This is a genomic window from Arthrobacter sp. U41, assembly GCF_001750145.1.
GTDB lineage: Bacteria > Actinomycetota > Actinomycetes > Actinomycetales > Micrococcaceae > Arthrobacter.
The window spans coordinates 587,748-607,509 of record NZ_CP015732.1; the positions used below are offsets into that span (position 1 = coordinate 587,748).

The following is a 19,762-nucleotide window of genomic DNA, read 5'->3' on the forward strand; positions in this document are numbered from 1 at the left end:
CGCGGGTGCGTGTCCGGGAGGACTTGCGCCGGGAAGTCCGGTGAAGCACAGTGAAGCATGGCAACCACCGCCGGAGACGCCCTGCTGGCCTATCTCACTGAACAGTTCGCTGACCTGCGGCAGCAGGGCCCGGGGGTCCGCGAGAACCAGGCCGAATCGATCCACAGGATGCGTGTGGCCGCCCGCCGGCTGCGCTCCCTGCTGGCCTCCGGACGGAGGCTGTTCGAGGACGGCGCCGCGGAGGACCTCAGGTCCGAACTGCGCTGGCTCTCAGGGGCGCTGGGCGCGGCCCGGGACCCCGGCGTGGTGCAGGCACGGCTCCGGGAACTCCTGGCTGCGGAACCCGAAGAGCTGGTTCTCGGCCCGGCACCCGCGCGGATCGATGAGGAGCTCGACGCCGCCGCCGCTGCCGGCCTGGAGGGTGCCATTGCGGCCCTGGACAGCGAGCGTTATGCGCAGCTGTTGCGCGGCTTTGAAGCCTGGCTCAACGCCGGCAGCCTGTCGGAGCGGGCGTCCCGGCCGCCGCGGAAGACCATCCGGAAGCTTGTTGCCAGGGACGAGAAGCGCCTGCGCCGCGCGGTGGAGGGCCTCCCCGCGGAGGAGGACCGCACCGCCCGGGATGCGGGGCTGCACGAGGTCCGGAAGGCGGCGAAACGGCTGCGCTATTCCGCCGAGCTGGCCGCCTCGCTCGGCGGAGCCCGCGGCGCAAGGAAGGCCCGGCGGACGGCCAGGGCGGCGCGCAACATCCAGACATCCCTTGGCCTGCATCAGGACAGCGTGGTGGCCAGGGCGCTGCTGGTGGAGCTCGGCACACGCTCGCTGCGCAGCGGCGAAAACGGTTTCAGCTACGGCCGGCTGCATGCCAGGGAGGAACAGCTGGCCAGCGATGCGGAGGCCGATTTCCTCAGGCAGTGGCGGAAGTCCCCCGCCTGACGGCTAAGGACCGCTAGCTGCGGCGGACGCGTGCGGCAAGCTCTCCGATGGCGCTGTCCGCGAGGTTGTCCAGGAGCGCCCGCGGGCTCGCGTAAATCTCAACGGCGCCCGCGTCCCGGAGTTCCGCTTCGCTGGTGCCACCGCATGTCAGCCCGATGGCGGGGATGTCGAGGTTCCCGGCGGCATAGATGTCCCAGACCGCGTCGCCCACGTAGACCGCGTCCGAAGCGCGCACACCCAGGGCCTTGAGGGCGGCCACGAGAATGTCCGGCGCCGGTTTGCTCTCCTTGGCGTCAGCCGAGCTCGTGGCCGCGTCAATGACGGCATCGCCGCCGACCACGGCCCGCAGCACGTCGAGGTCCCGTTCCCGGGCCGAGGACGCCAGTGCCACCGCGAGCCCGCCGTCGTGGCACCGTTCCAGCAGCTCGCGGGCGCCATCGAGCGGTCTCAGGGAGGGCCAGAAAGTGGAGAACACGGCCGCGTGTGAGGTCATGATCTCGCTGTCGCGGTCCGTGTCCCGGTCCGCCGGCAACAGCCTGGCGAGGATCCTGTCCCCGCCCATACCGACCGAGCGGTGGATGTCCGCCATCGGCACGTCGTATCCGGCCTGCCGGAAGGCCTGCCACCAGGCCAGGGTGTGGACGTAGACGGAATCCACGAGGGTGCCGTCGACGTCGAACAGCACCGCAGCCCTGCGCCGGCCGCGGGGCGGGCCGGCGGTCACCGGGGCTGCTGTTTCCTCGGCCGGGGTTCCCGGAGCCGGAAGGCTGTCACTCCCCGACTCAGTGATGGGCCCGCGCTCGCTTTCCGGCTGCCAGCGATCCGCCGGACGGGGAGGCTCCGCGGCTGGCGCCGCGGCCGGTCCTTCGGTTCACTCCGGCGAGCGGCCCCATCGGCGCGGACTGCCCGCCGGCGCTGCGGTCCCGGATCAGCCCCGTGCCGGCGATTTCCCGGGCCTGCGCCACCCCGGCCACGGCGGCCCTTTTGGTCGGAAACGTGACGGACACCGCCATCAGGCTGCCGGCACCGTCCAGCATCCGGATCCGGTAGCCGCCGTCGGGCGCGTCCACGAGCTCGAAATATCCAGCCATCGCAGTCTCCTCACTCCTGTACCCCCGCGTTGGGATATTAGTAAGTATACTTATCTAAAGTGTGGAGGAAAACCCCAACCCTGGCCGGCGGACCGCGCGACCGCGCAGGTTCCGGCCGGGCCCGGGCCGCCGGCGCCCCGGAACCGCCGTCGGGCCACGCCTCCCCCGTCGGCGCCGCGTCCTCTTCAACGCCCCGGGAACGGGCTGTCGCTGCGGCGCACGTGGTCTTCGTGCAGCTCCAGCGCGCTCATCACCAGGGCGAAATGGCTGAAGGCCTGCGGCGTATTTCCCAGCTGGCGCCCGTCCTCGATGTTCCATTCCTCGCTGAGGAGTCCGACGTCGTTGCGCAGCGCCAGCAGCCGCTCGAACAGTTCCCGCGCCTCGTGGTGCCGGCCCGCCCCCAGGAGCGCTTCCACCAGCCAGAACGAACAGGCGATGAACACCCCTTCCCCGCCCGGCAGCCCGTCGTCGCACTCCTCCGGCTTGTAGCGGCGCAGGAAACCGTTGTGGGTCAGTTCACGCTGGACAGCATCAATCGTTCCGATGACGCGCGGGTCATCCGGGGGCAGGAACCCGACGCGCGGGATGAGCAGCAGGCTGGCGTCGAGCTCGGGCCGCCCGTAGGACTGCACGAAGGTGTTGCGTTCGGCGTCGAAACCCTTGGACAGGACATCGGCATGGATGGTGTCCCGGAGTTCCTCCCAGCGGTCCGCGGGGCCGGTCAGGCCGAACTCGCGGACGCCCTTGACCATCCGGTCGGCAGCCACCCACGCCATCACCTTGGAGTGGGTGAAATGCCTCCGCGGTCCGCGCATTTCCCAGAGCCCGTTGTCGGGCCGGTCCCAGGCCGTCTCCAGGTGGTCCATCAGGGCGAGCTGCACGTCCCAGGATTCGTCGGTGCTGGTCAGCAGCGAATTCCGGGTCAGCGACAGGCAGTCCAGCACCTCGCCCCAGACATCCAGCTGAAGCTGGCCGGCCGCGCCGTTCCCGGTCCGGACCGGCGGGGAATTCTCATAGCCCCGCAGCCAGGGAAGTTCCACCTCGGGCAGGCGGCGCTCGCCGTGGATGCCATACATGATCTGCAGGTCCTTGGGGTCCCCCGCCACTGCCCGCAACAGCCAGTCGCGCCAGGAAGCGGCCTCGTCGGTGTAACCTGCCGCGAGCAGTGCCTGAAGCGTCAGGGTGGCGTCGCGGAGCCAGCAGAAGCGGTAGTCCCAGTTCCGTCCGCCGCCGAGTTCCTCCGGCAGGGAGGTCGTCACGGCGGCCACGATTCCGCCGGTCGGGGCAAAGGTCAGTGCCTTGAGCGTGATCAGCGAGCGCTGCACGGCCGCCCGGTAGGGGCCGGTCACGGTGCACTTGGCGGACCAGCGCCGCCAGAATTCCTCTGTCGATGCCAGGACCAGCTCCGGGTCCACCCTGCGGGGAGGGCACAGGTGGCTCGGCGCCCAGGCCAGCACGAACGGCACCCGGTCCCCCGCTTTGACGGTGAACTCGCTGATCGTACGCAGCCGTTCACCCCGCAGCGGCGCGTCGGTCACGAGGTACGCGGCATCGGGACCGGCGATCGCGTGGATCCCGTGCTCGTCGTGGCGGACCCAGGGGACGATGTGGCCGTAGTCGAAGCGAAGGACGAGCTCACCGCGCATCCTGACCGTGCCGCGGACGCCCACCACAATCCGCACGATGTCCGCCACCTCGTCCCGGGGCGGCATAAAGTCGATGACCTTGACCTTTCCGGCGGGCGTCTCCCACTCGGTTTCCAGGATGAGGGTGTCCTTGCGGTAATGCCTGCGCGTGCATTCGCCGCCGCCCTCGGGCGCCAGCAGCCAGCGCCCGGCCCTGGGTGCATCCAGCAGCGCGCTGAAGCAGGCCGGCGAGTCGAAGCGCGGCAGGCAAAGCCAGTCGATCGAACCTTCCGTGCTGATCAGGGCCGCCGTGTGGAGATCGCCGACCAGTGCGTAGTCTTCAATGCGAGCCATGGCACTTACAGTGCCACACCCGCTTGCCCGGGGATAGGATCCGAAGATCCGGAAACGGAACTCCGGAAGTCCGTCCCCACAGGCCAGCCGGTGGGCGGGCCGGGGAAGGTCCGGCGGGCACGGCCGGACGCGAAAGGGGGAGCCGGATGAACAGCGGAACCGTGCATATCGGAACCAGCGGCTGGAGCTACGACCACTGGGAGAACGTGCTCTACCCTCCCGGACTGCCCGCCCGGGACCGGCTGGCGTACTACGCGGCCCGTTTCACCACGGCGGAGCTCAATGCCAGTTTTTACCGCTGGCCCAGGGACACCTCCTTCGCCAGCTGGCGGCGGCGGCTTCCGCCCGGGTTCCTGCTCTCCGTCAAGGCCCCGCGGGGACTGACGCACGGGAAGAAGCTCTACGCACCGGAGGTGTGGATCGAGCGGATTGCCCGGTGCTGGCACGAGCTCGGTGAGAAGCGCGCGGTGCTGCTGGTCCAGCTCCCGCCGGCGTTCGCCCGGGACGACGCACGGCTGGAGTACTTCCTGACGGCGCTGCCCGGCTGGATCCGGGTCAGCGTGGAGTTCCGCCATGAAAGCTGGGACCGGCCCGAGGTCTACGCGCTGCTGGAACGCCACGGAGCCGCGTACTGCATCATGAGCGGCGCCGGACTCCCGTGCGTCCTGCGCGCCACCGCGCCGTTCGTGTATGTCCGGCTGCACGGGCCGGACCGGGACCACCTCTATGGCGGCTCGTACCCGGACAACGACCTGCGCTGGTGGGCGGACCGGATCCGCGAATGGCAGGCGGCCGGCCGGGAGGTCTTCGTGTATTTCAACAACGACGGCGGGGGAAACGCCGTGCGCAACGCCGACGCCCTGCGGCACCTGCTGGGCGCCGCCTGAGCCGCGGGCATTTTCGGACGCAGTCCCCGGCGGGAGGGGCCCTTGTGGCAGAGTGGAGGCATGGAACTGGCGTCACAGCAATCACCCCGGCAGCAGCCGGTCACCGGCAACCGGGCTTTCCGCCTGGCGCATCTGGTCTCGGATACCGTCAACCGGGGCCGCCTGCAGGCGGCCAAACGCTGGCGGTTCATCCCGCAGACCATCGCCTACCAGGGGTACGGCTCCACGGACTGGGTCCGGGTGCTCGGCCGCGTCGTCCTCACCAGCAGGCCGAACCCTGGCAGCCGGGAGGAACATGCCGCCAAGAACGGCAACCAGAACATCCGGGGCTGGCGCGCCTTCACTTCCGTCCCGATCCAGTTCACCGAGGTGGAGATTGAAATCGGCGGGGTGACCGCCCGCGTGCATGCGGACCGCGGCGGACTGGTGGACACGATCGTCAAGGTGTCCCTGACCCCGGGGTGGCACACCGCAGTGCTGCGCGCCGAGGGCACCGAGCCCGCGGAGGCGCGGATTTACGTCATCTCCCCGGACACCAAGCTGGGCATTGTCTCGGACATTGACGACACGATCATGGTCACGGCCGTGCCCCGGCCGTTCCTCGCGCTCTGGAACACCTTTGTCCTGAACGAGCGCGCCCGGATGGCCACACCCGGCATGGCCGTGCTGATGGACCGCCTGATGGTCGAATACCCGGAGGCGCCGGTGATCTACCTCTCGACGGGTCCGTGGAACGCCGCGCCCACGCTGGCACGGTTCCTGAGCCGGAACCTGTACCCCTCCGGCGCCCTGCTGCTCACCGATTGGGGCCTGACCCAGGACCGCTGGTTCCGCAGCGGGCAGGAGCACAAGCGCCGCAACCTGGAACTGCTTGCCGAGGAGTTCCCGAACATGCGCTGGCTGCTCTTCGGCGACAACGGCCAGCATGACGAATCCATCTACTCGGACTTTGCCCGGCAGCACCCCGACAGCGTCGCCGCCGTCGGCATCCGCCAGCTCTCCGCCGGGGAGGCTGTGCTGGCCGGCGGCCACTCGGACACCGGCGACCATACCGGCACGCCCGTCCCGTGGCTCTACTCCCCCGACGGCGCCGGACTGGCCAAGGGCCTGCTCGACCTGGACCTTCTCTAGCCTGGACCTCCTGTAGCCTGGCTGTCGCCAGCTGTACTCAGCCGACCGGGTGGGGGCGTTCGACGTCGGACGCCTGCACCGCGGCGCCGACAGCCATGACCTCGGACACCTGCGTTGCGGGAGCATCCTCAACGGCGTCCCGGTGCCGGGCGGAGAGCACTTCCTGGAGCCAGTAGTACGAGGCCTTCTTCGTGCGGGTCTGGTTCTTGCGGTCCACGTGCAGCAGCCCGAACTGCTGCTTATAGCCGCCGGACCACTCGAAGTTGTCCATCAGTGACCACACGTAGTAACCGCGCAGGTCGACCGACTCCGCCGCGCCCCCCGGTTCCGTCGCTTCGATCGCGGTGGCAATGTGGTCCGCCAGGTAGCGCACCCGGCGTTCGTCCGGGATGATGAGCCGGCCTTCCGGGTCCCGGATTTCGAGGTCCTCGAAGCTCGCCCCGCCCTCGGTGATGTAGACCGGGGGAAGGTCGGGGTAGCGCTCAGCCATTTCTGCGAGCGCGACGGCCATGTACTCCGGCTTGATCGGCCAGCCGTACGCGGTGGTCTCGGTATCCGGGAACGAGGCGATGTGGAACGGGGCGCCCGGAGCGGTGCCGCTCAGGTCATCGCCCATGGCCTCGGCCATGCCCTTGGGCACGGCGCCCTCGCCCGGACCGGAGGCCACGCGCGTTGGCATGTAGTAGTTGAGCCCGTAGAAGTCCAGCGGCTGCGAGATCAGCTCCATGTCCTCGCTGGACGGGCTGAACGAGGAGAAGAACGTGGCGGCCCGGATGGCGTCGGGGTACTTCCCGAGCAGGACAGGGTCCGCGTAGAGCCGGTTCTGTGCCATGTCCATCAGACCGGCGCTGAGCTTGTCCAGCGGGTTGATCGAGGCGGGCACCATCGGCGAATACACGTTCGTGATCCCGATGCCGCCCGGCACGTTGGCGGCCCGCAGCGCCTGCAGCGACAGGCCGTGGCCCAGGAGCTGATGGTGGACGCTCGGCAGGGCCTTGAGCATCAGGGCTTCGCCCGGCGCGTGCATCCCCAGCATGTAGCCGTTGGTGCTGACCGTGGCGGGTTCGTTGACGGTAACCCAGCGGGCCACCCGGTCCCCGTAGGCGGCCGCGGCGATGGCCGCGAACTCCCCCAGCCGGTAGGCCGTGTCCCGGTTCATCCAGCCGCCGGCCTCGTCCAGCTCCAGCGGTGTATCCCAGTGGTACAGCGTGGCCATCGGTGCGATCCCGTTGGCCAGCAGCAGATCGATCAGCCGGTCATAGAAGTCCAGGCCTGCCGGATTGACCGGTCCGCTGCCGCCGGGCTGGATGCGTGACCAGGACAGGGAAAAACGGTACGAATCGACCCCGAGTTACTTCATCAGGGCCACGTCTTCGGGCATCCGGTGGTAGTGGTCGCAGGCAACCGCCGGGCTGTGTTCCTGCACGATCGATCCGGGCCTGGCGGCAAAGACGTCCCAGCCCGAGGGACCGCGGCCGTCCTCATCCAGGGCGCCTTCGATCTGGAACGCCGCCGTCGCCACGCCCAGGGTGAAGCGCGGTGACAGGAGGGCGGCCAGGTCCTTGGCGGAAGCTTTCATCAGTGGATTCCCCTACGTAGTTTCAGGCAGTTGACTGATTTTAGGCCGCAGCGCTTCCCCGCGCCACGACCGGCCGCCGCGTGCCGGGCGGCCACCGGTCCGGAGGGCTCCCGCAGACTCAGTACACCGAGGTCTCAGGTCCGAAGAGGAAATCCTTGGCGTGCGCCACGGCCTTCTTGAACGCGTCATTGCGCAGCGCCTGGAGCTGCTCGGTTTCATCCGCCGATGGTTCCAGATAACTCGTGTACCCCGGCCTCAGCACCCAGATGTCACCGGCCGGCGGCAGGTAGAAGACCCCGAACGAGCGGTGCTGGCTGTCATCGGCGGTCCAGATGGGAACAACCGCGAGCGCGGCGCCGGTGTCGATGTTGATCCACTGGGCCCGCGGAAGCGGCGCTTCGTGGGCCTCCGGGTCAAGGAACGGGGCTGTCCCCTGGCCCCACCGGGCCTCGAAGCGCTCGTGGAAGACCGGCATGAGGTGTGAATCGTAGCGGCGCCATGCGCTCATGGCCGCCCTCCTTGTCTTGTGCTTGTCTGCTGCGTTCTGGCGCCGGAATGGTGGCGGGCGCCGGCGCCTGGATCACCATGGCCCGCGTTCCCAGTGCACCGGCGTGACCCGAAACACCGGCTGGTCCGTCCGGTGGCGCCGGACCGGGACCTCCCGGCCTTCGGCATTTCCGATATTTCGGGTGCTGCCGGCATTTCCGGCTCTTCCGGTCGCTGCGCCGGCCGGGCCGGCGGCGCTCCTGCCCGGGTCATACTCCGCCCGGGTTTGGGGATTCCGCAGGACCGCGAATGACTCCAGGATCCGACGTACGTCGTCCCCAGCGCCGGGCTCGGTGTCAGCCCCGGCGGAGGTGCCGACGTCGGGATGGCGGAGGCGCATCAGCGCCCGGAAGGCGCGCTGGATCTCAGCCGGCGTCGCATCCGGGGTCACGTGCAGTGCCGCGTAGTAACCCCGGGGGTCGCGGTTCATCCCTGTCACCTCCGTCCGGCAGGCCAGGCGGGGACCAGCCGGCGCCGTCCGCGAAGGGGTGCCGCCTGGTCCCCGCATTCATCCCCGGGATGGACGGAATCCGCCCGCCCGGCTACTTGTTAATCTCCTGCATCTGGTCCTGCGTGTGGCTGATTTCGATCTTCCGCGGTTTGGCCTTCTCCAGCACCGGAATGCGCAGAGTCAGGACACCGTCGGAGTAGTGCGCCTTAACCTTTTCGGTGTCCAGCGTGTCGCCGAGGATGAGCTGGCGGCTGAAGACGCCGCGCGGCCGTTCCGCAGCGATCAGCTCAACGTTGGGCTGCGTCGGATCCCGCCGTTCAGCCTTGACCGTCAGCACGTTGCGCTCGATGTCGAGGTCCACCGAGTCAACGTTGACACCGGGAAGATCGAACGCGACGACGAATTCGCCGTCCTCCTGCCATGCGTCCATCGGCATTGCAGCGGGCCTTGCCGCCGTTCCGAAGACCTGCTGGGTAAGCCGGTCCAGTTCGCGGAACGGGTCCGTGCGCAGCACTGGTGCGACACTGATGCAAGAGGAAATCCGCCGGCCGGTTAGGCCGGCCCATCGAACTTAGGAGAACCGTGACGGAACGTGGTCAGGAGCTGGGTCTCTACGCGATCTCCGTGGTGGCCCAGCTCGTCGGGACCGGGCAGCAGAACATCAGGCTCTACGAACGCAAGGGCCTGCTGAGGCCGGACCGCACCGCAGGGGGAACGCGGCAGTACAGCGACTCGGACCTCGCGGTGCTGCGGCGGATCGGCGAACTGCTGGAGGAGGGACTCAACCTTGCCGGTGTGGCCAAGGTGCTGGAGTTGGAAGCGCTCAATGCCCGGCTGCAGAGCGAGCTGGACCGCCTCCGCTCACGCCGGGGCTAACGCCTCCGGCCCGCCGCGATGCGGTGGGATTCCGTGCGGAGCTCGCCCAGTTCCTGCAGATCAATCCGGTCCAGCCGCACAAGCACCAGCACCAGTGAACGCTCGTGATGCGGGGTCCAAAAATAAGTGTCAGGCTCCATTCCGGCGAGCGCTTCGCGTTCCTCGGTCTTGACCGTGAGCACACCCGCCTCCCAGATCCGGGCCACCAGCGTGGTTGCGAACCAGGCCGGCTGGCCCCAGCTGGTCCGTTCCACCACACCGGGGAGGGCCAGCGCGGCACGGCGGACATCTTCTTCGGTGGCCATTGCCCCACTGTGGCACCGGCCCCCGGGCGGGGCAAGGCCCCGCACGGGGGAACTGAGGCTTGCAGGGCAGCTGCTGCCGCCTCGGAATCAGTCCTGGCTGGTATCGGCCTTGGAGAGTTCGCCGGTGATCTGCTCGCCGCGGATGCGGGCTGTCCGCCAGGTGTCCAGGGCGATCACCCCGCCGAGGATCATGAACGAAATGGACAGCGAGGCGAGGGCATCCGTCAGCCAGTGGTAGCCCAGGTAGAGCCGGCTCACCGCGGCGAAGAAAATCCCGACGCCGGCCAGCAGAAAGCCGGCGACCGCGGCCGTGCGGTTGCCGCGGCGGGAGAAGATCAGGAACGCGCCGACCAGCAGGAAGTCACAGGCTCCCAGGACGTGCCCGGACGGGAAGGAAAAAGTGTAGTCGGCGCCGAACAGCATTAGGTCCACCGGCGGGCGCTGGCGCCCGATGGTGCGGCCGATGATCTGCGCGAGGATGACGCCGGTCAGCATGGCGCCGGCCAGGAGCATCGGCCGCCAGGCGTGCTTGGCCAGCAGCCCCCAGGCCACGGTGACCACGAGAATGATGATCGGCAGGGCGACGGGGCCGAAGACGATCGCGAGGAAGATCATGACCGCAGTGAGCGGTTCGGAGCGAAGGGTCAGGAGCCACGAGCGGACGGGTTCGTCGCCCGCCGTGAGGCCGCCCTGCTGGAGGACTCCGGCAAGGACCGTGAAGAACAGCACGGCGCCAACAACCGTGAGGCCGATCGCTATCCGGTACAGGTTCGTCCGGTCCTGCTCGCCCATGTAGCGTTCCTCCACCACGAACTTGTCGTGGAAGACCCGCCACCGGCCCGGTGAGCTCTCTGATTTTTCCTGCGCCATTCCAGCATCCGCCTCTGCACCGTGTGATGACATTTCTTTCGTGAAGAATATCCCGCTTCCGGCGCTGGAGGCGCTGGCGGTTTCACGGCGGGCCCGCGGCCCGCTCCCCGGTAGCCTGAAGCAATGGGTGTCATGAATGAACTGATCAACCCGCGCGTCGTCCGCTCGCTGGAGCGGATCCTGGCCGCGGCCTCACCCGGCTCCAGCTTCCCCCACCTGGCCGCCACGGCCGGACAACTCGAGGAACTGAGCCTGCGGGAACGGACCGACCTCCTGAGCCGCGCCCTGCTGGCTGATCTGCCTGGGAACTACGCCGGGACCGCGGCCGTCTTCCGCCGGGCGCTGGAGGATCCCGACTTCACCGGATGGATGATCTGGCCCGTGACCGAGACGGCGGCCACGCTCGCCCTCGCCTCAACGGAGCCTTACGACGTCGAGGACTGCCTGACGCTGCTCGCTGAGCTGACGCCGCGGCTCACCAGCGAGTTCGCGATCCGGCGGCTCCTCGCCGCAGACCTGGACCGGGCCCTGGCCGTCATCCAGGGCTGGGCCGCAGACCCTGACTGGCATGTCCGCAGGCTCGCCAGCGAGGGCACCCGGGCCTACCTGCCGTGGGCGATCCGCGTTCCCGAGATCACCGACCGGCCCGCAGCCACCCTGCCGATCCTGGACGCCCTGTACCGGGACCCGGTGGAAGACGTCCGGCGCTCCGTGGCCAATCACCTCAACGATCTGGCCCGCCATGCCCCCGACGAGGTCGTCGCCACGGCTGCCAGATGGATGGCCGCCCCGGACGGGAACACGGCCTGGGTGGTCCGGCACGGGTTGCGGACCCTGGTCAAGAAGGCCCACCCCGGCGCCTTGGAGCTGCTGGGGTTCCCGCCGGCGTCGCTGGCCGTGACGCCTCCCCGGCTGGACCGCGCCGTCGTCGAGCTCCCCGGCGAACTCGCCTTCGATTTCGAGGTTTCCAACATCGGGCCGGCAGAGGCGCGGCTCGCCGTCGACTACGTGGTGCACTACGCGAAGGCCAACGGCACCCTTGCGGAGAAGGTCTTCAAGATCGGAACGTCCGTCCTTGGGCCGGGCGAGGCCAGGACATTTTCGAAGCGCCATGCCTTCCGCCAGATGACCACGCGGCGCCATCATCCGGGCGCGCATGTACTGGAACTGCAGGTCAACGGCGTGCGGTATGTCCCGACCGAATTCCTGGTCCGGACGGACACGGTTTAGGCCCTGCGCGGTGATTTGACGGGCCCATAAATATGACGTTATTGTCGCTTCAATCATTGGGGCCGACGAATAACCCAAGAAAGAACAGTGCGATGACGACAACAACCGAGCACATCGAGATCCAGGTCGACAGCCGCGAGGTCCTGGACGAGCGGCTCGAGGACGCCGTGCGCGGACTCCAGCAGATCGCCATGGCAACGGGCACGCAGGGCATCCTGCTCACCCGGCACAAGCCGGGCCACTACACGGCGGCGCTGTCCGACCAGGTCCCCTTCGGCATGACGCGGGAACTCATTAACTAATCTCGACGCGGGGTCACCAACTAATCCCGACGCGGGGTCACTTAGCGCCCATCCGGGGCACCAGAATGGGCGCTAAGTGACCCCGCGTTGGTGTTGGGGCGGGGAGCTTCGGCTCCCTCCCGGGACCTTCTTTGGATCCGGCCCTGTCAGGCGGGACCCGTCACCAGTCGTGGACCGTTCCGTCGACGAGGCGGTTGTAGGGCAGGTAGGCCTGCTGGTAGGGGTAGGCCGCGGCCGCTTCCTCGTTGAATTCGACGCCGATGCCGGGCTTGTCGCCGGGGTGCAGGTAGCCGTCCACGAACGTCATCGACTGCTCGAAGACCGTGTTGGTCGCGTCGGAGTGCTGCATGTATTCCTGGATCCCGTAGTTGTGGATCGCCAGGCCCACGTGCAGCTGCGCGGCGAACCCGACCGGGGAAATGTCGGTGGGGCCGTGGAAGCCGGACTTGATCTGGTACTGCGCGGCGAAATCCATCACCTTCTTCAGCGGGGAGATCCCGCCGAAGTGCGTGGACGCGGCCCGGACATAGTCGATCAGCTGTTCCTTGATGATGGTCTGGTAGTCGTAGACGGTGTTGAAGATCTCCCCGATCGCCAGCGGGGTGGTGGTGTGCTGCCGGACCAGGCGCAGCGCCTCCTGGTTCTCCGCCGGCGTGCAGTCCTCCAGCCAGAACAGGTCGTACGGCTCCAGCGCCTTGCCCAGCTTCGCGGCCTGGATCGGGGTCATCCGGTGGTGCCCGTCGTGCAGCAGCGGCAGCTCCGGGCCGAACTCGTTCCGCACCGCTTCGAACACCGAGGGCAGGTGCCGCAGGTACGCCCGGGTGTCCCAGTCCTCCTCGGCCGGGAACGCGCCCCGCCCGGCCGGCTCATAGTCATACCGCTCCCCCGAGGCCTGCGCCTGCGCCGCGACCCCGTACACGGCCTTGATCCCCGGCACCGCAGTCTGGATCCGCACCGACTTGTAGCCGAGCTCCAGGTGCTCCCGGACCGAATCAAACAACGACTCCAGGTCCGCGCCCGAGGCGTGCCCGTACGCGCGCAGCCCGTTCCGCGACGCCCCGCCCAACAGCTGGTACACCGGCATGTTCGCGATCTTGCCCTTGATGTCCCACAGCGCCATGTCCACCGCGGCGATCGCGGCCATCGTCACCGGACCCCGCCGCCAGTACGAGGACCGGTACAGGAACTGCCAGGTGTCCTCGATCCGGTGCGGGTCCTTCCCGATCAGCAGCTGCGCCACGTGCTCCTTCAAATACGCGGCCACCGCGAGCTCACGCCCGTTCAGGGTCGCATCCCCGATCCCGGTCACCCCGTCCTCCGTGGTAATCCGGAGGGTCACGAAGTTACGGGACGGACTGGTCACGAAGACTTCCGCGGCAATGATTTTCACAGCTGGTCCAGGCTTTCTGTGGTGGTTTTGGTTCGGTGGTTGGCGGGTGCTTGCCGGCGCCGGGCGGGGCCCTAGCGTTGGGTGGTCCCGCTGGGGGTGTCCCCCAGCAGCGCCAGCTCGCCGCGGCGGGGCAGTCCTTCCCAGTCGCCGGCGGTACTGACGGCGAAGGCTCCGGCGAGGGCGCCGCGCTGCAGGCGGCCGGCCACGTCCTCGCCGTCGAGCAGGGCGGAGAGGTAACCGGCGGTGAAGGCATCGCCGGCGCCCACGGTGTCGATGCTGGTGACCGGCACGGCGGGCCTTTCCCACCGCCCCGCCGTGGTGTGGACCCCGGCGCCGGCCGCGCCCCGCTTGACCACCACTTCCCGGACGCCGCGGTGCAGCAGTTCGGCGGCCATGGCCGGTTCGGCGTCGCCGGACGTGCCGGCGCTCCCGGGCTCCGCGGCGACCAGCCCGAGTTCGTCCTCGGAGGCGATCAGGATGCTGGCGTGCCGGGCCAGCGGGGTGAGGACGGCCCGCGCCTCGTCCCGGGACCAGAGCTTGCTGCGGTAGTTGACGTCGAGGGAAACGTCCAGGCCTTCGCCGGCGGCGCGGGCGGCCGCATACTCCACGGCCCGCCGCGCCTCCCGGCTAAGGGCTGCGGTGATTCCGGTGAGGTGCAGGACCCTGGCGCCGCTGCGGAAGACCCGGTCGACGTCGTCCCGGTCCAGGGTGGATCCGGCGGAACCGGCGCGGTAGTAGAAGGCCCGGGTGATGTCGGCGGTGCGCTGCTCGAGGAACATCACTCCGGTGCTGCGGCCGGCATCCTCGCGGTGCTGCACGCCGATGCCTTCGCCCCGGAGCTGCCGGAGGATGAACTCGCCGTGCGGGTCCGCGCCGACGACGCCGGCCCAGGCCACCCGGTGGCCGAGCCGCGCGACGCCGACGGCCACGTTCGATTCCGCCCCGGCCACGTGCATGCCCAGTGCGCCGCCGGCGGACAGCGGCCCGGCGGAGCGCAGCGAGACCATGGATTCGCCGAGGGTCAGGAGTTCCGGGGTCCAGTGGTCGGCAATCACGGCAGGGTCGCCGCGGCGGTCCGGCGCTCGAATTCGGCTGCGAGCGCCAGGAAACCGCGGGCGCGTTCACGGACCGGGGACAGGTCGCCGCCCGAGCCGGCGTCCCCGAAGAGCGGCCCGCCGAGGCCGACGGCGACGGCCCCGGCCTGCCAGTAGCCCGTCGCCTCGTTGAGCCCCACGCCGCCGACGGCGATGAAGGGGATCCCGGGGAACGGGTCGCGCAGCGCCTTGAGATAGCCCGGTCCGCCGATGGAAGCGGGGAAGAGCTTGACCGCGGTGGCTCCGCGGGTCATCGCCTCGTAGGCCTCGGTGGGGGTCAGCGCCCCGGCCAGTACCGGGATTCCGCGGGCGGCGGAGGCCTCGATCGACTCGGCCAGCGCCGGGGTCACGATGAACTGGCCGCCGGCCCCGGCCACCTGCTCGACGTCCTGCGCGGTCAGCACGGTGCCGGCCCCGACGAAGCAGCCGGCCGGCGCGGCCGCGCGGACCTCGCGGATCGCCGCGAGGGCATCCGGGGTGGTCAGCGCTATTTCGACGTAACGGAAGCCCTCCTCCATAGCCGCGAGGGCGGCCTTCGCGGCGGCGCCGCCGTCCGTGCCGCGCACGATGGCGACCAGCCGGGTCTGCCGGATTCCGGCCAGCAGGGCTTCAGGGGTCAGGTTCTCGCTCAGCTCGTCGGTCATGTGGTTCACCATTCTGCGAAGGATCCGTCGGGGTGCCGCCAGACGGGCCCGCGCCAGGCGTGGCCGCGCTTGTCCGCGGCGCGGACCACGGCCTCGTCGATTTCGATGCCCAGGCCCGGGCCGGTCAGGCGTTCGATGTGGCCGTCCACGAACTGCAGCGGGGACTTGTCCACCACGTAGTCCAGGACTTCGGCGCCCTGGTTGTAGTGGATGCCGATGCTTTGCTCCTGGATCAGGAAGTTCGGCGTCGCGAAGCCGACCTGCAGGCAGGCGGCGAGGGCCAGCGGGCCCAGCGGGCAGTGCGGGGCGAGCTGGACCTCGTAGATTTCGGCGAGCGAGGCGATCTTGCGGACCTCGGTGATGCCGCCGGCGTGGGAGAGGTCCGGCTGGGCCACGGCGATGCCGGCCTGCAACGCGGGCAGGAATTCCTGCCGGCTGTAGAGCCGTTCCCCGGTGGAGACCGGCGTGGTGGTGGAGGAGGTGAACTCGCGCAGCAGGTGGGTGTTTTCCGGGACCACGGGTTCTTCAAGGAAGAATGGCCGGTAGGGTTCCAGCAGCGGCGCCACCCGCCGGGCGTTGGCGAGGCTGAAGCGGCCGTGGAAGTCGACGGCGACGTCGCGGTGGTCCCCGAGGACCTCGCGGGCGGCGGCGACGCGGCGGACGACGCCGTCGAGCTCCGCCACGGAGGCGATGGGGCTCATCCTTCCGCTGGCGTTCATTTTCACGGCGGTGAGTCCGACCTCCAGCTGGGCGCTGATCTGGTCGGCCACCTCGTTGGGCTCGTCCCCGCCCACCCAGCCGTACATCCGGATCCGGTCCCGGACGTGGCCTCCCAGCAGCTGGTGCACGGGGGTGTTGAAGTGCTTGCCCGCGATGTCCCACAGGGCCTGGTCCAGGCCCGAGACGGCGCTGGCCAGGATGGGGCCGCCGCGGTAAAAGGAGCCCTTGGTCATCACCTGCCAGTGGTCCTCGATCCGGAGCGCATCCTTGCCGATCAGCAGCTCGGAGAGCTGGTCGACGGCGGTGCGGACCGTTTCGCTGCGGCCCTCGCAGCTGGCCTCGCCCCAGCCGACGATCCCGCTGTGGGTCTCGATCCGGGCGAAGAGCCAGCGCGGGGCGACGAGGAAGGTTTCAATCCTGCTGATCAGTGTCATTGGTGGCCTAGCCCTTGGTCGCGCCGGCGGTCATGCCGGAGACGATGTACTTCTGCGTGAAGAGCGCAATGATCATGATCGGGATGGTGACGACGGTGGCGGCCGCCATCAGTCCGCCCCAGTCGATGCTGGCGTAGGAGACGAAGTCGAAGATCGCCACCGGCAGGGTCTTGGTCTTCGAGCCGGAGAGCACCAGGGCGAACATGAAGTTGTTCCACGAGAAGATGAAGGACAGGATGGCGGCGGTGGCGATGCCGCCGACGGAGAGCGGGAGCGTGATGCGGCGGAAGGCTCCGATCGGGGTGAGCCCGTCCACCTGGGCGGATTCCTCAAGCTCCAGCGGCATCGAATCGAAGTAGCTCATCATGATGTAGACGATCAGCGGGAGCGCAACGAACATGTGGCTGAGGATCAGCACCTCGAAGCCGCCGACCATGCGCAGGTTGGAGAACACGTAGTACCAGGGCACCAGCAGGGAGACGCCGGGGATGACGCGGGCCATCAGGACCACGAGGGCCGAGCGGTGCATGGTGAACCGGCTCATCGCGTAGGCCGCCGGGACGCCCAGGACCAGGGACAGCACCGTGGAGACAAAGGCCACCCAGAAGCTGTTGAAGATGAAGATGAAGTAGTTGTTGCGCTGCAGCACATTGGCGTAGTTCTCGGCGGTGGGCGTGAAGAGCAGCGCCTTGCCGGTGTCGTAGATGTCCACGTTCGTCTTGAAGGATGCCAGCAGCATCCAGAACAGCGGGGCGACCAGGAACAGCACCACGGCGATCAGGGCCACGACGCGGAAGACCTTGTAGGCGCGGGTGGCCAGTGGCTTCCGGCGGCGCGGTGCCGGCGCGGGCCGGGCGGCGACGGTTTGGGGGGTGGTCTGGACGGTCATTTGCTTACCGCTTTCTTGCGCATGGTCAGCAGCCACATGGAGCCGATGATGATCATAAAGAACAGGATCAGCACCGCGGAGGACAGCCCGTACTGGTTGTAGTCGAAGCTCAGCCCGTAGGCGTAGACGTTGAGGGTCTCGACCTCGTGGAAGGAACCGCCGCCCTTGCCCTTGGTGGCATAGAGGATGTCAAAGGTCTTCAGGGCGTCGATGCCCCGGAGCAGGATGGCGACGATCACGGTCGGCATCATCAGCGGCAGGGTGATGTAGAAGAAGCGCTGGAGGGAGTTGGCGCCATCCATGCGGGCCGCCTCATCGGGTTCCTCGGAGAGGGAGGTCAGGCCGGCGAGCAGGATCAGCACCACCATCGGGGTCCACTGCCACACGTCCATGAAGATGGTGGTGCCCAGCGCCGTGTCCTGGCCGGAGAGCCACGGCTGGGGCGGGATGCCGATCATGCCCAGCAGCTGGTTGGCAAAGCCGATGTTGGGATCGAAGATCAGCCGCCACATCATGCCGACGGCCACGGGGGTGGCCACGAGCGGCAGGAGGATGGCCACCCGGACCCACTTTTCGCCGCGGAACGGGCGCCACAGCAGCAGTGCGATGCCCATGCCCAGCACGACCTCGCAGACCAGCGCGACGCCGGTGAAGGTCAGCGTGCGGCCGACGGCGGGCCAGAAGCGCTCCACGTCGGACAGGACCGTGATGTAGTTCTCCAGGCCGATGAACTCGGAGGCGGCGCGGACGGAGCCCTGCGAGTCGGTCAGGCTCAGGAAGAGAGTCCAGGCCAGCGGGAAGACGATCAGGACGCCGACGAAGATCATCGCGGGGGCGGCGAAGAGCCACTTGCGGTGCCGGTTGGCCCACGCGGAGAAGTTCTCACGCGCACCGGGAGGGCGGCCGGCGCTGCGGGCAGGCGCGCTGCGGGGAGGGTTCAGTACAGACATGGTTCACCTAAGGAGTTGGGGGTGAAGTGAAGAGCGGGCCGCGGCGGGACGGCAGCAGGGCTGCCGTCCCGCCGGGCTGGAGTGCACTCCGGCGCGTGGCGCGGGGGGCGTTATTTCTTTTCGGAATCCAGGAACTTCTGGAAGTCCTCGTGGGCCGTGTCGGCAGCGGCGGACGCGTCGGCGCCGGTGATGGTGGCAACGATCGGGCCGCCCACGATCTCTCGGGCCTTGCCGACGGTGACAACCTCGGGACGGTCGTGGCCGACGCCGTTCTTTGCGCTGGCGGCGATGGCCTCGGCCAGATCCTTCGGGTAGGTGGAGGTGCCTGCGGGATCGGACCAGACGGAGGCGCGGGGTCCGGGGACACCGGCCTTCTGGGCTTCCAGGGTGCGTTCCTTGCTGGTGGCCCACTGGATGAACTTCCAGGCGTTGTCCTGGTTGCCCGAAGCCTGGTTAACGGCCAGGCCCCACGACGGGATGTTATACGGCTTGGAACCTGCCGGGCCGGCGGGCAGTGCCGCGAAGCCAACAGTGTCCGCGACCTTGGACTTGGCCGGGTCGGTGGCGTTCTTGTAGAGCGAGTCCGCCTCGGTGTAGAAGGCGGCCTTGCCCTGGGTGAAGATGGCCATCGCCTCGGGCCAGCTCATGTCGGTGCTGACATTGGCGGGGCCGTAGTTGCGGATCAGGCCACCGTAGTACGCGTAGGCCTGCTTGGCGGCGTCGGAGTTGACGGCGGACTTGCCGCTGGCATCGGTGAAGTCGCCGCCGAAGCTGTACAGGAAGCTGGAGAACTGGGTGACCGCGGCGGACTTGCCCGTGCGGGCCACGAAGCCCGCGGTGTCCGGGTTGGACGCCTTGATGGCCTTGGCGGCTGCTTCGAGCTCTTCCATGGTCTTGGGAACCTCAAGGCCGGCGGCCTGCAGCAGGTCCTTGCGGTAGTAGAGCACTTCGCGTTCGGTGATGATCGGGACGCCGACCACCTTGCCGTCAACGGTGGTGGCCTTGACCGGGCCCTCCTGGTAGTCCTTCCAGTCCCAGGTGGCGTCCGAGGACACGTTCGAGGTCAGGTCGGCGAGGTAGCCGTTCTTCGCGAACGCCTTGCCCTCCTGCAGCGGGCGGTACATCATGACGTCGATCTCGTCGCTGCCGGCGTTGAGCTTGACGTTGTACTGGTCAGAGAGCTGGTCTTCGCCAAGCTGGGTCAGCTCCACCTTGAGGCCGCTGGACTTCTCGAATTCCGGAATGGCGGCCTTAATGCCTTCGGTCCAGACGTGGTTGGCCAGCGTGACCCGCACGGTGCCGGCGGCTTTGGCATCGCTGCTGCCGCTGCCGCCGCTGCAGGCGGTGAGCCCCAGCGACAGGGCCGCGGCGACAGCCGCGTACTGCATGATCGAACGTCGCTTCATTACGACTCCCTTGATTCCTTTAAGGGCTGGGGTGTCACTGTCCAGCCGGCTGCAA

General features: G+C 68.7%; 21 protein-coding genes and 1 pseudogene. 6 read left to right on the forward strand and 16 right to left on the reverse strand.

The genetic code is table 11. The annotated features are described in order from the left end of the window. Positions 1 to 57 precede the first annotated feature (57 nt). Complete coding sequence (locus ASPU41_RS02805) at positions 58 to 933, forward strand: CHAD domain-containing protein (protein WP_069949631.1); 876 nt, start codon at positions 58 to 60, stop codon at positions 931 to 933. Positions 934 to 946: 13 nt separating this feature from the next. Here ASPU41_RS02805 and ASPU41_RS02810 read toward each other — a convergent pair whose 3' ends face one another. The 3 genes from ASPU41_RS02810 to ASPU41_RS02820 all read right to left on the reverse strand — a co-directional run bounded on the left by ASPU41_RS02810 (position 947) and on the right by ASPU41_RS02820 (position 4,003). Then, the gene (locus ASPU41_RS02810) at positions 947 to 1,657 is read right to left on the reverse strand and encodes an HAD family hydrolase (protein ID WP_069949632.1); all 711 of its coding nucleotides are present in this window, start codon (positions 1,655 to 1,657) and stop codon (positions 947 to 949) included. A 58-nt stretch (positions 1,658 to 1,715) separates the two neighbouring features. Further along, entirely contained in the window at positions 1,716 to 2,024 is a 309-nt protein-coding gene (locus tag ASPU41_RS02815; protein WP_069949633.1) for a hypothetical protein, read from the reverse strand. A gap of 185 nt (positions 2,025 to 2,209) precedes the next feature. Continuing rightward, entirely contained in the window at positions 2,210 to 4,003 is a 1,794-nt protein-coding gene (locus ASPU41_RS02820; RefSeq protein WP_069949634.1) for a glycoside hydrolase family 15 protein, read from the reverse strand. Between the two features lie 146 nt (positions 4,004 to 4,149). On the opposite strand from ASPU41_RS02820, the gene ASPU41_RS02825 reads away from it, so the two are divergent. Together ASPU41_RS02825 and ASPU41_RS02830 are read left to right on the forward strand one after the other, a co-directional pair. Beyond that, positions 4,150 to 4,890 (forward strand): DUF72 domain-containing protein, encoded by a 741-nt coding sequence (locus ASPU41_RS02825; RefSeq protein ID WP_069949635.1) that lies wholly within the window; start codon positions 4,150 to 4,152, stop codon positions 4,888 to 4,890. A 60-nt stretch (positions 4,891 to 4,950) separates the two neighbouring features. After that, entirely contained in the window at positions 4,951 to 6,021 is a 1,071-nt protein-coding gene (locus tag ASPU41_RS02830; RefSeq protein ID WP_069949636.1) for an App1 family protein, read from the forward strand. Between the two features lie 37 nt (positions 6,022 to 6,058). On the opposite strand, the pseudogene ASPU41_RS02835 reads toward ASPU41_RS02830, so the two are convergent. The 4 genes and pseudogenes from ASPU41_RS02835 to ASPU41_RS02850 form a co-directional block, all read right to left on the reverse strand. Continuing rightward, a pseudogene (locus tag ASPU41_RS02835) lies at positions 6,059 to 7,600 on the reverse strand (glycoside hydrolase family 1 protein). Between the two features lie 118 nt (positions 7,601 to 7,718). Then, positions 7,719 to 8,108, reverse strand: coding sequence for a hypothetical protein (locus ASPU41_RS02840; protein WP_069949637.1), 390 nt, complete (start codon positions 8,106 to 8,108; stop codon positions 7,719 to 7,721). Between the two features lie 72 nt (positions 8,109 to 8,180). Further along, the gene (locus ASPU41_RS02845; protein WP_069949638.1) at positions 8,181 to 8,576 is read right to left on the reverse strand and encodes a J domain-containing protein; all 396 of its coding nucleotides are present in this window, start codon (positions 8,574 to 8,576) and stop codon (positions 8,181 to 8,183) included. A 112-nt stretch (positions 8,577 to 8,688) separates the two neighbouring features. Continuing rightward, positions 8,689 to 9,111 carry an Hsp20/alpha crystallin family protein gene (locus ASPU41_RS02850; protein WP_069949639.1) on the reverse strand — a complete coding sequence of 141 codons (423 nt, stop codon included), beginning with the start codon at positions 9,109 to 9,111 and terminating at the stop codon, positions 8,689 to 8,691. A 68-nt stretch (positions 9,112 to 9,179) separates the two neighbouring features. Between ASPU41_RS02850 and ASPU41_RS02855 the strand changes: the two genes are divergently transcribed. Further along, positions 9,180 to 9,473, forward strand: coding sequence for a MerR family transcriptional regulator (locus ASPU41_RS02855; RefSeq protein WP_069949640.1), 294 nt, complete (start codon positions 9,180 to 9,182; stop codon positions 9,471 to 9,473). Here the strand turns inward: ASPU41_RS02855 and ASPU41_RS02860 are convergent. Both ASPU41_RS02860 and ASPU41_RS02865 read right to left on the reverse strand, forming a co-directional pair. Next, positions 9,470 to 9,778, reverse strand: coding sequence for an MmcQ/YjbR family DNA-binding protein (locus ASPU41_RS02860; RefSeq protein ID WP_069949641.1), 309 nt, complete (start codon positions 9,776 to 9,778; stop codon positions 9,470 to 9,472). The genes ASPU41_RS02855 and ASPU41_RS02860 overlap by 4 nt on opposite strands. 87 nt (positions 9,779 to 9,865) lie before the next feature. Continuing rightward, a complete protein-coding gene (locus tag ASPU41_RS02865) occupies positions 9,866 to 10,648 on the reverse strand; it encodes a phosphatase PAP2 family protein (RefSeq protein WP_069949642.1) in 783 nt (260 codons plus the stop codon). A gap of 132 nt (positions 10,649 to 10,780) precedes the next feature. On the opposite strand from ASPU41_RS02865, the gene ASPU41_RS02870 reads away from it, so the two are divergent. Together ASPU41_RS02870 and ASPU41_RS02875 are read left to right on the forward strand one after the other, a co-directional pair. Further along, positions 10,781 to 11,878 (forward strand): DNA alkylation repair protein, encoded by a 1,098-nt coding sequence (locus ASPU41_RS02870; RefSeq protein ID WP_231941147.1) that lies wholly within the window; start codon positions 10,781 to 10,783, stop codon positions 11,876 to 11,878. Between the two features lie 92 nt (positions 11,879 to 11,970). Beyond that, entirely contained in the window at positions 11,971 to 12,180 is a 210-nt protein-coding gene (locus ASPU41_RS02875; RefSeq protein ID WP_069949644.1) for a hypothetical protein, read from the forward strand. A 160-nt stretch (positions 12,181 to 12,340) separates the two neighbouring features. Here ASPU41_RS02875 and manD read toward each other — a convergent pair whose 3' ends face one another. The 7 genes from manD to ASPU41_RS02910 all read right to left on the reverse strand — a co-directional run bounded on the left by manD (position 12,341) and on the right by ASPU41_RS02910 (position 19,707). Further along, a complete protein-coding gene (manD, locus tag ASPU41_RS02880; RefSeq protein ID WP_069949645.1) occupies positions 12,341 to 13,570 on the reverse strand; it encodes a D-mannonate dehydratase ManD in 1,230 nt (409 codons plus the stop codon). Between the two features lie 71 nt (positions 13,571 to 13,641). Next, a complete protein-coding gene (locus ASPU41_RS02885) occupies positions 13,642 to 14,625 on the reverse strand; it encodes a sugar kinase (RefSeq protein ID WP_231941148.1) in 984 nt (327 codons plus the stop codon). Continuing rightward, complete coding sequence (locus tag ASPU41_RS02890; protein WP_069952432.1) at positions 14,622 to 15,308, reverse strand: bifunctional 4-hydroxy-2-oxoglutarate aldolase/2-dehydro-3-deoxy-phosphogluconate aldolase; 687 nt, start codon at positions 15,306 to 15,308, stop codon at positions 14,622 to 14,624. Before ASPU41_RS02890 ends, ASPU41_RS02885 begins: the two co-directional genes overlap by 4 nt. A 5-nt stretch (positions 15,309 to 15,313) precedes the next feature. Continuing rightward, positions 15,314 to 16,462 (reverse strand): galactonate dehydratase, encoded by a 1,149-nt coding sequence (dgoD, locus tag ASPU41_RS02895; RefSeq protein ID WP_069949646.1) that lies wholly within the window; start codon positions 16,460 to 16,462, stop codon positions 15,314 to 15,316. Positions 16,463 to 16,469: 7 nt separating this feature from the next. After that, the gene (locus tag ASPU41_RS02900; RefSeq protein WP_069949647.1) at positions 16,470 to 17,351 is read right to left on the reverse strand and encodes a carbohydrate ABC transporter permease; all 882 of its coding nucleotides are present in this window, start codon (positions 17,349 to 17,351) and stop codon (positions 16,470 to 16,472) included. Continuing rightward, the gene (locus ASPU41_RS02905) at positions 17,348 to 18,301 is read right to left on the reverse strand and encodes a carbohydrate ABC transporter permease (RefSeq protein ID WP_069949648.1); all 954 of its coding nucleotides are present in this window, start codon (positions 18,299 to 18,301) and stop codon (positions 17,348 to 17,350) included. Before ASPU41_RS02905 ends, ASPU41_RS02900 begins: the two co-directional genes overlap by 4 nt. 110 nt (positions 18,302 to 18,411) lie before the next feature. Further along, positions 18,412 to 19,707: an ABC transporter substrate-binding protein gene (locus ASPU41_RS02910; protein WP_069949649.1), complete on the reverse strand. Its 1,296-nt coding sequence runs from the start codon at positions 19,705 to 19,707 to the stop codon at positions 18,412 to 18,414. Positions 19,708 to 19,762: the final 55 nt, after the last annotated feature.

Bases quoted from the DNA above. Each gene is read 5' to 3' on its own strand.
- ASPU41_RS02805 (WP_069949631.1), top strand. From the start codon at position 58: ATGGCAACCACCGCCGGAGACGCCCTGCTGGCCTATCTCACTGAACAG.
- ASPU41_RS02815 (WP_069949633.1), bottom strand. From the start codon at position 2,024: ATGGCTGGATATTTCGAGCTCGTGGACGCGCCCGACGGCGGCTACCGG.
- ASPU41_RS02900 (WP_069949647.1), bottom strand. From the start codon at position 17,351: ATGACCGTCCAGACCACCCCCCAAACCGTCGCCGCCCGGCCCGCGCCG.
- ASPU41_RS02865 (WP_069949642.1), bottom strand. From the start codon at position 10,648: ATGGCGCAGGAAAAATCAGAGAGCTCACCGGGCCGGTGGCGGGTCTTC.
- ASPU41_RS02910 (WP_069949649.1), bottom strand. From the start codon at position 19,707: ATGAAGCGACGTTCGATCATGCAGTACGCGGCTGTCGCCGCGGCCCTG.
- ASPU41_RS02840 (WP_069949637.1), bottom strand. From the start codon at position 8,108: ATGAGCGCATGGCGCCGCTACGATTCACACCTCATGCCGGTCTTCCAC.
- dgoD (WP_069949646.1), bottom strand. From the start codon at position 16,462: ATGACACTGATCAGCAGGATTGAAACCTTCCTCGTCGCCCCGCGCTGG.
- ASPU41_RS02845 (WP_069949638.1), bottom strand. From the start codon at position 8,576: ATGAACCGCGACCCCCGGGGTTACTACGCGGCACTGCACGTGACCCCG.
- ASPU41_RS02860 (WP_069949641.1), bottom strand. From the start codon at position 9,778: ATGGCCACCGAAGAAGATGTCCGCCGTGCCGCGCTGGCCCTCCCCGGT.
- ASPU41_RS02875 (WP_069949644.1), top strand. From the start codon at position 11,971: ATGACGACAACAACCGAGCACATCGAGATCCAGGTCGACAGCCGCGAG.
- ASPU41_RS02820 (WP_069949634.1), bottom strand. From the start codon at position 4,003: ATGGCTCGCATTGAAGACTACGCACTGGTCGGCGATCTCCACACGGCG.
- ASPU41_RS02890 (WP_069952432.1), bottom strand. From the start codon at position 15,308: ATGACCGACGAGCTGAGCGAGAACCTGACCCCTGAAGCCCTGCTGGCC.
- ASPU41_RS02830 (WP_069949636.1), top strand. From the start codon at position 4,951: ATGGAACTGGCGTCACAGCAATCACCCCGGCAGCAGCCGGTCACCGGC.
- ASPU41_RS02905 (WP_069949648.1), bottom strand. From the start codon at position 18,301: ATGTCTGTACTGAACCCTCCCCGCAGCGCGCCTGCCCGCAGCGCCGGC.
- ASPU41_RS02870 (WP_231941147.1), top strand. From the start codon at position 10,781: ATGAATGAACTGATCAACCCGCGCGTCGTCCGCTCGCTGGAGCGGATC.
- ASPU41_RS02825 (WP_069949635.1), top strand. From the start codon at position 4,150: ATGAACAGCGGAACCGTGCATATCGGAACCAGCGGCTGGAGCTACGAC.